At 61.7% G+C, this 14368-nt stretch carries 12 protein-coding genes; 5 read left to right on the top strand and 7 right to left on the bottom strand.

Features of this window, described 5'->3' with window-relative positions:
- The first annotated feature begins 216 nt into the window (after positions 1-216).
- The 4 genes from RWJ89_RS17875 (at position 217) to RWJ89_RS17890 (ending at position 5625) form a co-directional block, all read left to right on the top strand.
- Positions 217-1164: an ornithine cyclodeaminase family protein gene (locus tag RWJ89_RS17875; protein ID WP_131665060.1), complete on the top strand. Its 948-nt coding sequence runs from the start codon at positions 217-219 to the stop codon at positions 1162-1164.
- Positions 1161-3626 (top strand): ATP-dependent helicase HrpB, encoded by a 2466-nt coding sequence (gene hrpB, locus RWJ89_RS17880; protein ID WP_316031206.1) that lies wholly within the window; start codon positions 1161-1163, stop codon positions 3624-3626. The genes RWJ89_RS17875 and hrpB overlap by 4 nt, the downstream gene beginning before the upstream one ends.
- A gap of 23 nt (positions 3627-3649) precedes the next feature.
- Complete coding sequence (locus RWJ89_RS17885; protein ID WP_276508031.1) at positions 3650-4978, top strand: ActS/PrrB/RegB family redox-sensitive histidine kinase; 1329 nt, start codon at positions 3650-3652, stop codon at positions 4976-4978.
- Positions 4979-5046: 68 nt separating this feature from the next.
- A complete protein-coding gene (locus RWJ89_RS17890; protein ID WP_025396545.1) occupies positions 5047-5625 on the top strand; it encodes an ActR/PrrA/RegA family redox response regulator transcription factor in 579 nt (192 codons plus the stop codon).
- Between the two features lie 18 nt (positions 5626-5643).
- Here the strand turns inward: RWJ89_RS17890 and RWJ89_RS17895 are convergent, their stop codons facing one another.
- Positions 5644-6138: an MmcB family DNA repair protein gene (locus tag RWJ89_RS17895; protein ID WP_012759589.1), complete on the bottom strand. Its 495-nt coding sequence runs from the start codon at positions 6136-6138 to the stop codon at positions 5644-5646.
- Positions 6139-6317: 179 nt separating this feature from the next.
- Here RWJ89_RS17895 and RWJ89_RS17900 point away from each other — a divergent pair, with 179 nt between their 5' ends.
- Entirely contained in the window at positions 6318-7001 is a 684-nt protein-coding gene (locus tag RWJ89_RS17900; protein ID WP_017962671.1) for a L,D-transpeptidase, read from the top strand.
- A 69-nt stretch (positions 7002-7070) separates the two neighbouring features.
- Here the strand turns inward: RWJ89_RS17900 and RWJ89_RS17905 are convergent, their stop codons facing one another.
- The 6 genes from RWJ89_RS17905 to hslV form a co-directional block, all read right to left on the bottom strand.
- Positions 7071-9242 carry a malate synthase G gene (locus RWJ89_RS17905; RefSeq protein WP_316031207.1) on the bottom strand — a complete coding sequence of 724 codons (2172 nt, stop codon included), beginning with the start codon at positions 9240-9242 and terminating at the stop codon, positions 7071-7073.
- Positions 9243-9328: 86 nt separating this feature from the next.
- Positions 9329-10741, bottom strand: coding sequence for a cytochrome P450 (locus RWJ89_RS17910; RefSeq protein WP_316031208.1), 1413 nt, complete (start codon positions 10739-10741; stop codon positions 9329-9331).
- Positions 10742-10789: 48 nt separating this feature from the next.
- Positions 10790-11737, bottom strand: a complete 948-nt coding sequence (locus tag RWJ89_RS17915) for a DUF1402 family protein (protein WP_316028418.1) — start codon at positions 11735-11737, stop codon at positions 10790-10792.
- Between the two features lie 189 nt (positions 11738-11926).
- Positions 11927-13234 carry an ATP-dependent protease ATPase subunit HslU gene (gene hslU, locus RWJ89_RS17920; RefSeq protein ID WP_011649875.1) on the bottom strand — a complete coding sequence of 436 codons (1308 nt, stop codon included), beginning with the start codon at positions 13232-13234 and terminating at the stop codon, positions 11927-11929.
- Entirely contained in the window at positions 13231-13743 is a 513-nt protein-coding gene (locus tag RWJ89_RS17925) for a GNAT family N-acetyltransferase (RefSeq protein WP_316028417.1), read from the bottom strand. The genes hslU and RWJ89_RS17925 overlap by 4 nt, the downstream gene beginning before the upstream one ends.
- Positions 13730-14257, bottom strand: a complete 528-nt coding sequence (gene hslV / locus RWJ89_RS17930) for an ATP-dependent protease subunit HslV (RefSeq protein ID WP_017962666.1) — start codon at positions 14255-14257, stop codon at positions 13730-13732. The genes RWJ89_RS17925 and hslV overlap by 14 nt, the downstream gene beginning before the upstream one ends.
- Positions 14258-14368 lie beyond the last annotated feature (111 nt).

Genomic DNA, 14368 nt, shown 5'->3' on the forward strand with positions numbered 1-14368 from the left:
AAATGAAGGGCTTTTATCGCCTGCCTCCAAAAACGAGCAAATCCACCACCCAATCGGACGGTTTTTGAGATTCGTTTTTGCCGAATCCTGAAAGATAGGCTTCGGCGAGGGAGATGAGCCTTATATGGGGCGCCTGACGCGGAATTCCAGGGTGCTTGCCTATGCCGCGCCTCACTCGCTAGTTTGGCGATGAAGAACGATGCGGCGGAGTGAAGAATGCTTGTCCTTGATGAAGAACAAACGCGCGCGGCCCTGCCCTGGCCGGAACTGATCGATGCGATCGCCCGCATGTTCCACAGCGAATGCGTGATGCCGGTGCGCCATCACCATGAGATGGAGGTACCGGGTGAGGAGAGCGCCACACTGCTCCTGATGCCGGCCTGGGTTCCTGGACGCTATGCCGGGGTGAAGACTGTCTCGGTCTTTCCAGGCAATGTGCGGCGGAGCCTGCCGGCGATCTTCGGAACCTATCTTCTTTCCTCCGGCGCTACCGGGGAAATGCTTGCCGCAATCGACGGCGGCGAGTTGACAGCGCGGCGGACGGCGGCAGCATCGGCGCTGGCGGCCCGACATCTCGCCCGTGCCGACGCGGAAGAGCTGCTCGTCTGCGGAACCGGGCGGCTGTCGCTCAACCTGATGCTTGCCCATGGCACGACCCGGCCGATCAAGAGGTACCGGGTCTGGGGCCGTAACGGGCAAGCGGCGGAAAAGATCGCAGCCGAAGCCCGAGCGCTCGGCCTGAATGCCGAGGCGGTCGCGGATGCTGAAGCCGCAGCGCGGACAGCCGATATCATTTCCTGCGCCACGCTTTCCAGCACGCCGCTGATATCAGGCGAATGGCTGAAGCCCGGCGCGCATCTCGATCTCGTCGGCGCTTTCAAGCCGAGCATGCGCGAAAGCGACGACGAGGCCATCCGCCGTGCCTCCGTTTATGTCGACACCCGGGCCGGCGCCATCGCCGAGGCAGGCGACATCGTCCAGCCGCTGAAAAGCGGCGTGCTGAAGGAAGGCGACATCAGGGCTGAGCTTGCGGAACTCGTCAGCGGCGCCCATGGCGGACGAAGCCATGACGCAGAAATCACGCTGTTCAAGTCGGTGGGTGCGGCGTTGGAGGATCTCGCCGGCGCCATCCTTGCCTATGAGACAGTGACGGGCCAAAAGTGACAATCAGTGCATCCTTGCCGGAGCTCCCGGTTTCACATGTCCTGCCGGCCGTCGCTACCGCGCTGGAAAAGCAAAAACGCGCCATTCTTTCCGCCCCGCCCGGCGCCGGCAAGACGACGCTGGTACCGCTTTACCTGCTCGACAAGACCTGGCGCGGCGACGGCAAGATCATCCTGCTGGAGCCACGGCGGCTGGCGGCGCGAGCAGCGGCAAGCCGGATGGCATCGCTGATCGGCGAACAGGTCGGCGAGACAGTCGGCTACCGCATGCGCCTCGACAACAGGGTATCGGCAGCGACACGGATCGAGGTTGTAACCGAAGGGGTTTTTGCCCGGATGATCCTCGACGATCCGGAACTGGACGGCGTCTCGGTCGTGATCTTCGACGAGTTCCACGAGCGTTCGTTGGACGCAGACTTCGGACTCGCTCTGGCGCTCGACGTCCAGTCGGCGCTGCGCGAGGATCTGCGCATCCTCGTCATGTCGGCCACCCTCGACGTCGAACGCGTGGCCGCCCTGCTCGACCATCCACCTGTTATCGAAAGCCTGGGGCGCAGCTTTCCGATCGATATGCGTTACCAGGATCGGCCGGGCGGCGAACGCATCGAGGATGCGGTGACGCGGGCGATACTCGATGCCCATGCCAACGAGGCCGGCTCGATCCTCGCCTTCCTGCCCGGCCAGGCGGAAATCACCCGGACCGTCGAACGCTTGGCAGGGCGATTCCGAGCCGAAACGCTGATTGCGCCCCTTTACGGCAATCTCAGCCAGAAGGAGCAGGATGCGGCGATCCGACCGGCATCCCAAGGGACGCGCAAGATCGTGCTTGCGACATCGATCGCCGAAACATCGATCACCATCGACGGTGTCAGGATCGTGATCGACAGCGGGCTGCAGCGCCTGCCGGTCTTCGAGGCGTCGACCGGGATCACGCGGCTGGAGACGGTGCGCGTGTCGCGGGCTTCCGCCGATCAGCGGGCCGGCCGTGCCGGACGAACGGAACCGGGCATCGCCGTCAGGCTGTGGCACCAGGGACAGACGGCGGCACTGCCGGCCTTCACCCCGCCGCAGATCCTTTCCAGCGATCTCTCGGGGCTGGTGCTCGACCTCGCACATTGGGGCGTTCAAGATCCGGCATCCCTTGTCTTCGTCGATCAGCCGCCGGAAACGACGCTGAGGGAAGCGCGGGTGCTGCTTGGCCAGCTCGGCGCCCTCGACAAGGACGGAGCGTTGACAGCGCGCGGCAAGATGATGCGCGATCTGGCTTTGCCGCCGCGGCTTGCCGCCATGGTCGTCTCGGCGGGAGAAGCGGGGCAGGCCCGGGATGCGGCGATGATCGCCGTGCTTCTCACCGAACAGGGGCTTGGCGGAACGAGTGTCGATATTGAGGAACGGCTGCGACGCTTCAAGGCCGAGCGGGGCGAGAGAGCAGAGGCCTCGCGGCGACTGGCGGGACGGTTGGCGAGCGGGCTCGACAGGGGTGCCTCAGCGGCGCCGGCGCTTGCAGGCCAATTGCTGCTGCATGCGTTCCCGGATCGAATCGCACTTCAGCGCGGCGGGCGCGGCCGATTCGTGATGGCGAACGGGCGCGGAGCAGAGTTGCCGGAAACCGAGAGGCTGGCCGGCAGCCAGATGCTGGTGATTGCCGACCTGACCGGACGGGCGGCGCAGGCGCGGGTTCTGGCGGCAGCCGAGGTGACACGCGGCGATATCGAAGCCGAACTGCCCGGTGAGATCAAAACCGGCGACCAGATATTCTTCGACCGGCAAAGCCGGCAAATCCGGGCGCGGCGGGCAACCCGGCTCGGCGCGATCGTCTTCGAAGAGACACCCTTGCCGCGCCCTTCCGGGGCAGCGGTCACCCAGGCACTGGTGGAAGGGGTACGCGAGCTGGGGCTCGATCAGCTTGCCTTCTCGAAGGAGGCCATTCAGCTTCGCGAGCGGATCGGCTTTCTCCACAGGACGATCGGCGAGCCTTGGCCCGATGTCAGCGATGATGCCCTGCTTTCCCGGCTCGACGACTGGTTCGCACCCTTCCAGACGGAGGCCCGCGGCCTTTCGGAGATTTCCGCAGCCGGGCTTTCGAACGGACTGATGTCGCTGGTGCCGCACGAATTGCAGCGCGACCTTAGCCGGCTTGCGCCGACCCACTTCGAAGCGCCGACCGGCCAAAGGCATCCGATCCAATATGAGGGCGAGGAGCCGGTTCTGACGATCCGCGTGCAGGAGCTGTTTGGACTGAAGCAGCATCCGGCCATTGCCGGTGGCCGCCTGCCGCTGCTGCTCGAGCTCACCTCGCCGGCGCACCGGCCGATCCAGACGACACGCGACCTGCCGGGCTTCTGGGCGGGCTCCTGGAAGGATGTGCGTGCCGATATGCGCGGGCGCTATCCCCGGCATCCTTGGCCGGAACGGCCGGAGGATGCGTTGCCGACGACACGGGCAAAACCGCGTGGTACATGAGGGCCATTCAAGGAGCCCCCGGCATGATCGACAAGCCTGACATGATCGACAAGACGGAAGGCTATACGCTGGAAGACCGGCACAACAGCCGCAGGCTGCGCCTGCAGACACTGGTGCGGCTGCGCTGGCTTGCCGTCGGCGGACAGGCGCTGACGGTTTTCATCGTTGCCTTCTGGCTGAAATTTCCCCTGCCGCTGATTGCCAGTTCTTCGCTGATCGCCGCCCTTGCCTGGGTGAATTTCTACCTGACGATCCGTTATCCGCCGACGCATCGGCTGGAACCGCCTGCCGCCTTTGCGCTGCTCGGCTTCGACCTTTTGCAGCTCTGCGCGCTGCTCTTCATCACCGGCGGCCTTGCCAACCCCTTCGCAGCGCTCGTCTGCGTGCCGGTCATCATCTCCTTTGCCTCGCAGCCGATCCGCTATAGCACCGCGCTGATCGGCGTTGCGATGGTCTGCATCACGGTGCTTGCCTTTTCGCCCTTTCCACTGCCCTGGTTCGACGGGGCCGAGATCAACGTGCACACCGTCATGCAGTTCGGTGTCTGGTGCTCGATCGCCTCGACCATGGCATTCGCCGCTTTCTATGCCTATCGGGTCTCGATGGAAGCAAGCCAGCTTGCCGATGCACTGGCTGCGACCGAACTGGTGCTGCAGCGGGAAAAGCACCTGTCGCAGCTCGACGGTCTGGCCGCCGCGGCCGCCCATGAACTCGGCACGCCGCTTGCGACGATCAGCGTCGTTGCCAAGGAAATGGAGCGGGAGCTTAAGGATGACGATCGTTTCCGCGAGGACGTGATGCTGCTACGCAGCCAGAGCGAACGCTGCCGCGACATCCTGCGGCGGCTGACGACGCTTTCCTCCGAAGGCGAGGCGCATATGCGCCGGCTGCCGCTTTCCTCGATGATCGAGGAGATCGTCGCGCCGCACCGGGAATTCGGCATCAGATTGGAGCTTATCGAAAAGAGCCCGCGCAAGGGCGAGCCGGTCACCGACCGCAATGCCGGCATCATGTATGGGCTCGGCAATCTGATCGAAAATGCCGTCGATTATGCGCGAGAGAAAGTGATCGTTACCGTCGAGCACGATCACGACAAAGTGCTGATCGTTATCGAGGACGACGGCAACGGTTATGCGCCCGATATTCTGACGCGGATCGGCGAACCCTATGTGACGAAGCGGCAGAAAGAGGATACGGCGGGTGGCCTCGGGCTCGGGCTTTTCATCGCCAAGACGCTGCTGGAGCGCTCCGGCGCATCGCTGATTTTCGAGAACCGCGATCCGGAAAGTGCGGGCGCGCGTATCCGGATCGAATGGCCGCGCATGCTGATCGACGCAAATTCGACAAAATGACTTGGTCGGCATAAACAGGATATAAGCGGTTGACGCAGATCGGGCGTTCAACCGTCGGGACCGGGACGATGACAGAACAGAATCATGACAATTTCGCCGCGTCGGATGAGGACCATATCGGTCCCGACGCCAGCCTGCTGATCGTCGATGACGACGGGCCGTTTCTGCGCCGCCTGGCACGGGCGATGGAGACACGCGGCTTCCAGGTGGAGACGGCCGAATCAGTGGCGGAGGGCGTTGCGAAATCGAAAGGCCGGCCGCCAAAATATGCGGTGGTCGACCTTCGGCTCGGCGACGGCAATGGGCTCGACGTCATCGAGGCGATCCGCCAGCGGCGCGACGACACCAGGATCATCGTGCTGACCGGCTATGGCAATATCGCAACGGCGGTCACGGCCGTGAAACTCGGCGCCGTCGATTATCTTGCAAAGCCTGCGGATGCCGACGACGTGTTTTCGGCGCTGACGCAGCGGCCGGGTGAAAAGGCCGAGCTTCCCGAAAATCCAATGTCGGCCGACCGGGTGCGCTGGGAGCACATCCAGCGGGTCTATGAAATGTGCGAGCGCAATGTTTCCGAAACGGCGCGCCGGCTCAACATGCACCGGCGGACGCTGCAGCGTATCCTTGCCAAACGCGCGCCGAAATAAACGCGCACGTCGCGCCCATTAAACATCATCCACGGTGAACGGTTTTCCGTTCGCCCATTCGGCCATCATCAGCCTTTGCGCGGCGGCACGCGAGAAGTTGAGCGTGACGGATTTGCGCGTGGCCGGCGCCATGCGGTGTTCCGGCGCCTCGCGAATCATATGGGCGCCGTAACCATCCGACAGGAACAGTCCGCATTCCTCGGGAAAGATCTCCAACGGCACATCCTGGTGAGTCGCGAAGAACAGCCGGTCGCAATGCAGCCTGTATTCCGGCCATTTGCGATCCACCCTGAAATCTTCGATCGAGGTCTTGATTTCGATGATCCAGACCTCGCCCTTTTCAGAAAGCGTGATCAGATCGGCGCGGCGGCCGCTGGCCAGCGGCAGTTCGGGCAGCACGGCGTGGCGCATTTCATGCAGCAATATCTGCGTTCCGCGCCGCACCATCATGGCCCTGTCCGATTGCCGGCCATCGATTAACGGATTGTTATTGTAAACACTCAAAATCGTCATGGATAACCACCGCGGGGGCTGGCGTGTTGTTGCAAAAAAACCATGCGCTTCTAATTTGCGCGGCAGACGGATTTGTCGCGCTGCAGTAGTCTTGCAAAGCGCAAGTTAATCGAAAATAAACCATAATCAACGATGGTCGAAAGACCGTTCTCCTTGCCCCAAAACTTCAAGAGTCATCCATGCGCATCCGCAATGCATTCCCTGTCTTTGGCCTGCTGGCGACATTCGCTCTGGCCGGTTGCTCCACGACCTCAGACAGCGCATCCGTCGACGACAAGGGCGCAGGCCCGACGGTTCAGACGGCACAGATCTTCAATGACGCCTACGGCCTGACGAAGGATGCCGGATACTCCCTACCAGCGATCCCTATCGACAGGGTCAAGCCGCAATTCCGCCGCCAGGTCGTCAGCTACCAGACCACAGAGCGTCCCGGAACGATCATCGTCAACACGCGCGAGCGTTTCCTCTATTACATCCTGGCCAACGGCAAGGCGATGCGCTACGGCATCGGCGTCGGCAAGCAGGGCTTCGCATGGGCCGGCACCGCCTACGTCGCCTGGAAGCAGGAATGGCCGAACTGGCACCCGCCGAAGGAAATGGCCGTCCGCCGGCCCGATCTCGCCAAATACGTCGAGGACGGCATGGGTCCGGGTCTCAGCAATCCGCTCGGCGCGCGCGCCATGTATCTCTTCAACGAGGACGGCAAGGACACGCTCTTCCGCCTCCACGGCACGCCGGAATGGGCCTCCATCGGCACCGCCGCTTCCTCGGGCTGCATTCGCCTGATGAACCAGGACGTCATCGATCTCTACAGCCGCGTCCGCCCGGGCAAGGGCACGTCCAAAGTCGTCGTCATTCAGTAAGCTAATTATCGAATTCGGTATAAAAAAGGCCGCCGAACTATCGTTCCGGCGGCCTTTTCGTATTCTCCGTCAGGCAGTCTGCTTCGCCTTGAGCTCGAGGCGGCGGCGGTGAAGCACCGGCTCGGTGTAGCCGTTCGGCTGTTCTCTGCCCTTGAGGACGAGATCGAGGGCAGCCTGAAAGGCGATCGAATCGGCGAAATTGCCGGCCATCGGCTGATAGGCGGGGTCCGACGCATTCTGCCGGTCGACGACGGCGGCCATGCGCTTCATCGTCTCGACGATCTGAGCTTCGCTGACGACCTTGTGATGCAGCCAGTTCGCCATGTGCTGGGCCGAAATGCGCAGCGTCGCGCGATCTTCCATCAGGCCGACATTGTTGATGTCGGGCACCTTCGAGCAACCGACCCCCTGATCGACCCAGCGCACGACGTAGCCGAGGATGCCCTGGGCATTGTTGTCGAGCTCGCGCTGAATTTCCTCCGGCGTCCAGTTCGGCCGCACCGCGACCGGCACGGAGAGAATGTCGGAGAGCTTGGCGCGGGCGCGATCCTTCAGCCCCTGCTGAACACGAGCGACATTGACCCGGTGATAATGGGTGGCATGCAGGGTCGCGGCCGTCGGCGACGGCACCCACGCGGTGTTGGCGCCGGCTTTCGGATGGGCGATTTTCTGTTCGAGCATTGCCGCCATCAGATCCGGCATCGCCCACATGCCCTTGCCGATCTGGGCGTGGCCGGACAGGCCGCATTCGAGGCCGATGTCGACGTTCCAGTTCTCATAGGCGGAAATCCAGGCCGCCTGGCGCATGTCGCCCTTGCGAATCATCGGGCCGGCTTCCATCGAGGTGTGGATCTCGTCGCCGGTGCGATCGAGGAAGCCGGTATTGATGAAGACGACGCGCTCGCGGGCGGCACGGATGCATTCCTTGAGGTTGACGGTCGTGCGGCGCTCCTCATCCATGATGCCCATCTTGATAGTGTTGCGCGGTAGGCCAAGCGCATCTTCGACCCGCGAGAAGATCTCGACGGCGAAGGCGACCTCTTCGGGCCCATGCATCTTCGGCTTGACCACATACATGGAGCCGGTGCGGGAATTCTTCCGCCGGCCGGCCGGACCTATATCGTAAAGCGCGATCAGGCCGGTGATCACAGCATCCATGATGCCTTCAGGCACTTCGTTGCCGTCGCGGTCGAGGATCGCCGGGTTGGTCATGAGGTGGCCGACATTGCGCACCAGCATCAGCGAGCGGCGATGCACCTCGAAGGAGACACCATCCGGGCCAGAATATTGCAGATCCGGGTTGAGCGTGCGGATGAAGCTCGTTCCGCCCTTTGCCACCTCTTCCTGCAGATCGCCCTTCATCAGACCGAGCCAGTTGCGATAGACGACGACCTTGTCCTCGGCATCGACAGCGGCAATCGAATCCTCGCAGTCCATGATCGTCGTAATTGCCGATTCCAGCCAGACATCGGAAATATCAGCCGGATCGGCTTTTCCGATCGTCGTCGCCGCATCGATGACGATTTCTATGTGAATGCCGTTGTTCTTCAGGAGAATATGCGTCGGAGCGGCGGCATCTCCGCGATAGCCGGCAAAATGCTTGCCGTCCGTCAGCATGGCCTGCTCGCCATCGATCGATCTGACGACCAGCGTTCCATCCTTGACGGCGAAGCTTCCGACGTCCCTCCAGCGGCAGTCCTGCAGCGGCGCTGATGTATCGAGGAAATCGCGCACCCAGCTGATGACCTTCTCGCCGCGCTTCGGATTGTAACCCTTACCCTTCTCTGCGCCATCGCTCTCCGGAATGGCGTCCGTGCCGTAGAGCGCATCGTAGAGCGAGCCCCAGCGGGCATTGGCGGCGTTCAGGGCGTAACGGGCGTTCATGACGGGAACGACGAGTTGCGGGCCGGCGGTCGAGGCGATCTCCGGATCGACATTGTCGGTCGAAACCTGGAAGTCGGATCCCTCAGGCAGGAGATAGCCGATTTCGCGGAGGAAGGCCTGGTATTCGTCCATATCGGCCGGCGCGCCGTGCCGGCGGTACCAGTCGTCGATCTTTACCTGCAGCTCGTCGCGTTTTGCCAGCAGCGCACGATTTTTCGGGGCGAGATCGTGAATGATCGCCGAAAAATCGGCAAAGAACTTGTCAGCATCGACCGCCAGACCCGGCAGCACCTCCTTGACGAGGAAATCATGAAGGACGGCTTCGATGGCAAGACCGTTCTTATCAACGCGGCTCATGCGACATTCTCCCTGGCAACGACTTTTGAATGCTGCCACTTTGCCCGGCTTTCATTCACAGTCAATTCTGCAATAATTCGAAAGATTTATGCCTTCGTGGAAATTATGCGTGGCGTCACCCGCATCGGCAGTCCGTTCTGCGGCTGCGTCGTCAGTTTCTGCACCGGCCAGGGATTGGTCTGATCGGTGGAATCGAAGCGATAACGATGCATCAGGACAGCAAGGGCGATCACCGCCTCCTGAAGCGCAAAGGTTGCGCCGATGCAGACACGCGGGCCAGCGCCGAAAGGCAGGAACTGAAAGCGGCCGATAGAGCCGCGATTTTCCGGCAGGAAGCGTTCGGGCATATAGGCGCGCGGCCTGTCCCAGTGAAGTTCGTGGCGATGCAGCGTCCAGGGCATGATCAGCACCGTGACGCCGGCCTCGATTACGACCCGCTCGCCCTTGGGGCTTGTCCAGGAATCATCTGATATGGCGGCGCGATTGATCGATGGCGCCGGCGGATAAAGGCGCAAGGCCTCCTCGAAGGCGGCGCGCGTCTGCGGCATCATATCCAGCCACTCCACAGGTTTGGCCCCGGTGGCGAGCACCGCGTCGATTTCTTCTTCCATCGCCTCGCGGATATGCGGGCTGTTTGATACGCAATACAGCGTCCAGGCCAATGCCCGGGCTGTGGTTTCATGCCCCGCGCCGATGAAGGTCAGAATATTGTCTTCGATCTCTTCTTTGGTCAGCCCGTCGGGGCCGGCCTGCTCCAGGAGCAGGGTCAGGAAATCTTGCGGCGCGCTACTGCGGTCTGCCTTCATCTTTGCCAGCCGCATATCCATCGTGTTGCGCACGATGGCGCGGAATTTCTCCAGCACCTTCTGCCCGCCGATGCGTGTCACACGTGGAACCCAGGACGGAGCGCGCATCAGGTCCATCGGATCGACCCGGCCCATGCGATGCAGGAGTTCATTGACGTCGTCGGCGAAATGGCCGCTCGATGTGACGATTTCGCCGGAAAATAATGTGTCAGCCAGAATCGCGAAGGTCAGCTCGGTCATATCGGTGCTGATATCGAAAATTGCGCCTGCCTCGCCTGCGCCCTCATATTTACGGGCATAATCTTCGGACTGGCGCAGCATCTGCCCGGCAAAGCCTTGGGCATGGCGGGGTGTGAAAATAGGCGCCACCGCCTTGCGCGATCTTTTCCAGACAGGACCTTCGGCGGTCAGAAGGCCGTCGCGGAGGATCGGACGCAGGACGAGCTGGCGCACATCCGACATGCGGTAATTATTGGCATTGTCGACCAGCACATGCTTGATCAAGCCGGGATCGTTGACGATCAGCGTCCTTTGGCCGAAGAAATTGGTGCGGATCCAGGGCAGCGTGTAGGACGGCTCGCCCCAGAGTTCGAGCGGATTGCGCAGGATGATGCGAATGATTTCCAGCCGGCTCGGCGGAACGGACCGCGGCAGCGGTGCTGGCGGGACGAAGGGGTCCGGACGCATGTCCATCGTAAAAGCCTTTCGGGGAAGATCTAGGCCTTCCCGGCAAGCTTGAAGCTAGAGCAGGCCCTTGAGTTCGTCCAGCTTGTCGTTGATCAGCCAGCCGTAATAATTCTCTTCCGGCCAGAACGTCGCACCGGCGCCGCGGTTCTTCGCAGCAAGAGCTGCGGCGCGCTGGCGCGAATTGCCGACATTATAGAGCGTCGCCGTCAGGCCGGGATTGCCCGAGATATCCATGCCGGCGATCTCCTTATAATCGTCGATCGACCTGCGGATCGAGGCCGCGACGAAGGCGAGCGAGATATCGGGATCCATGATGGCCCTGTAGACGGCGCCGGCATTCTTCTCGTTCAGCTTCGGATAGCCGGACACGCGGGTCACGAGATCGGAGAGCATCAGCGCCGTCAGCGGATTGACCTGACCGAGGCCGAAGGTCTGGCCGGCATAGAAGGGCTGGAAGAAGACCGCGCTGAAACGGTTGTTGGGAAAGCTCGTACCACCCACTGTCTTGCCGCGGAAATCGGTTTCCCAGACATCTTCGCGGCAGGACCAGAGCGTGTAGGAATCGCTCTTGCCCTTGCATTCGGAAAATTGCGGCCGCGCCACGAATTCGTCGACGCTTTCGCCATCATAGGAGAAGCGGAAGCTTTCTCCGGCGTAGGAGGCAGCCTTGACATAATAGGCCTGCAGCCGGTCGTAGGCGTCGACATTATAGGTATGTTCGCCGACGATCGCGCCGACGACATGGATGGGGTTGATGCCGTAAGCGCTGGAAATCTTGCGGATCTTGCTCATCAGCTCGCGATCGGTCGCCAGAAGCTCATGAACCTTTTCGTATTTCAGATCGAAGCTGCTCTTGGTGCCCTTGGTGCGCCGGATGGAAGCACCCGGAATATCGGGCTGCTCGGCATGACGATTGCCGGCCGGCACCATCTGCATTGCGAAGGCAGGCGCCGAATTCACCAGGGCAACGGCAATCATAAGGCTTGTCAAAAGGCGTCGCACGATCCGTTATCCCGTCCGTTCCATCGTCCTGTTTTGTGATGCGGCTGACTGGACCAGAATCTTGGCCGAATAAAGCCGGAGCGGAAAACAAAACGGGCCTTCACTAGAAAGTAAAAGGCCCGCTGTCGAGAGTTGTTTTCGTCACAACCGGTCGTCACATCGGTAAAGACAAGGACCGGTGCGCCGATATCACAGAATGAAGCGCGAGAGATCGGTATTCTGTGCGAGATCGCCGACATGTTCGCGCACATAGGCGGCATCGATCGTCACCGCCGTCCCGCCCCGATCCGGCGCGTTGTAGGAAATATCGTCGAGGACCCGCTCCATCACCGTCTGCAGACGGCGTGCGCCGATATTTTCGACGGAGGAATTCAGATGCACGGCGACATCGGCAAGCGCGTCGATCGCGTCGTCGGTGAATTCGAGGCTCAGGCTTTCCGTCTCCATCAGCGCGCGGTACTGGCGGATGAGGCTTGCTTCCGTCTCGGTCAGGATCCGGCGGAAATCATCCTTGTTCAGCGGACGCAATTCGACACGGATCGGCAGGCGGCCCTGCAATTCCGGCAGAAGATCCGAAGGCTTGGAGACATGGAAGGCGCCGGAGGCGATGAAGAGGATATGGTCGGTCTTGACCGGCCCGTATTTGGTCGAGACCGTTGTGCCTTCAACGAGCGGCAAGAGGTCGCGCTGCACGCCTTCGCGCGAAACGCCGGCGCCCATGCCGCCGTCTCGGGCGGCAATCTTGTCGATTTCGTCAAGGAAGACGATACCGTCATTCTCAGTGGAGCGAACGGCTTCACGCTGGATCACTTCGTTGTCGATCAGCTTGTCGGATTCGTCGCGGATCAGGTCACTATACGAGGCCTTGACTGTCGTGCGGACCTTTTTGGTGCGGCCGCCCATCGCCTTGCCGAACATTTCCGACAGGTTCAGCACGCCGATATTGGCGCCCGGCATGCCGGGAATTTCGAAACCTCCCATGCCGGAACCGGCATCGGCCACCTCGATATCGATTTCCTTGTCGTCGAGTTCGCCGTCCCGGAGCTTCTTGCGAAAGTTTTCGCGTGTGGCGGGTGATGCGGTCGTGCCGACCAGCGCATCGAGAACACGCTCCTCGGCGCTCACATGCGCCTTGGCCTGCACCTCGGCCCGCTTCTTCTCGCGCACCAGGCCGATGCCGACCTCGACGAGGTCGCGGATGATCTGCTCGACATCGCGGCCGACATAGCCGACTTCGGTGAACTTGGTGGCTTCCACCTTGATGAAGGGCGCACCGGCGAGTTTTGCCAGACGGCGGGAGATTTCCGTCTTGCCGACACCGGTCGGGCCGATCATCAGGATGTTCTTCGGCATGACTTCGTCTCGCAGGCTCGGATCGAGCTGCTGGCGGCGCCAGCGGTTGCGCAGCGCAATCGCAACGGCGCGCTTGGCGTCATGCTGGCCGATGATGTAGCGATCGAGCTCGGAAACGATCTCGCGGGGGGAAAAAGTGGTCATTGCGTATCATTCTCCTGGCGGTCCAGGGCCATCAACAGCGCCCGGCCGTAATTAGTCGTTGTTTCGCCAAGTCCTTGAAAGCCCGCCTTGGTATAGGCTCTGATTGCGAATGCATTGTCAGGATGCGGATCGACGAGGATCCGCTGCGCGCCCTTTGCAAAGAGCATATCGCAGAACCCTACCATAAAGGCCGGTCCATGACCCTTGCCCGCGAGTTCCTCGATGCCGATGAACTGGTCGATGCCGTAGGTGCCCTTCGGCTGACCGGCGAGCGCTTCATCGTCCACGTCGTCGAGATCGGCCGCCTGGATAAAGGCGAAGTCCCTTCCATTCAGCGTGACGATGAAGCACGAGACGGAGGCCGAATCGATATGCTTTTCCATCGAAGCCAGCGCCTTGGCCGGTTCGCTCCACCAACGCCTGACATGCCGGCTTTCCAGCCATTCGGCGAGGAGCGGCAGGTCAGTCGCGGCAAGTGGCCGGAAGGCATAGGGTTCAGCCTTCGGCATCCAGCGATTCCACCACGACGTTGTGGTTCGTGTAGACGCAGATGTCGGCGGCGATATCGAGGGCGCGGCGAGCAATCTCTTCGGCCGATTTGTCGGTATCCATGAGTGCGAGGGCGGCGGCGAGGGCAAAATTGCCGCCGGAACCGATCGCCGTCGTGCCATGCTCCGGTTCCAGAACGTCGCCATTGCCGGTGATCGCCAGCGTGATCGACTTGTCGGCGACGAGCATCATGGCTTCGAGATTGCGCAGGTATTTGTCGGTGCGCCAGTCCTTGGCGAGTTCGACGGCGGCGCGCATCAGCTGACCGGGATATTGCTCAAGCTTCTTTTCAAGCCTTTCGAGCAGGGTAAAGGCATCGGCAGTCGCGCCGGCGAAACCGGCAACGACTTCGCCCTTACCGATGCGGCGCACCTTGCGGGCATTGCCCTTCATGACGGTCTGGCCGAGGCTCACCTGGCCATCGCCTGCCATCACCACCTTGCCGCCTTTTCGAACTGTAATGATTGTTGTCATAAAACACCTGTCTGCCGGGCCGCATGCCGGCCCTGTTGAGCCCTATGTAAGTGGACTGGCGCCGATTGCAAATGGGCCGGCTTTTCTCTTGCCCGGCTTCTGGATATTTCC

This window comes from Rhizobium sp. 10PS4 (assembly GCF_032464805.1).
Classification (GTDB): Bacteria; Pseudomonadota; Alphaproteobacteria; order Rhizobiales; family Rhizobiaceae; genus Rhizobium; species Rhizobium laguerreae.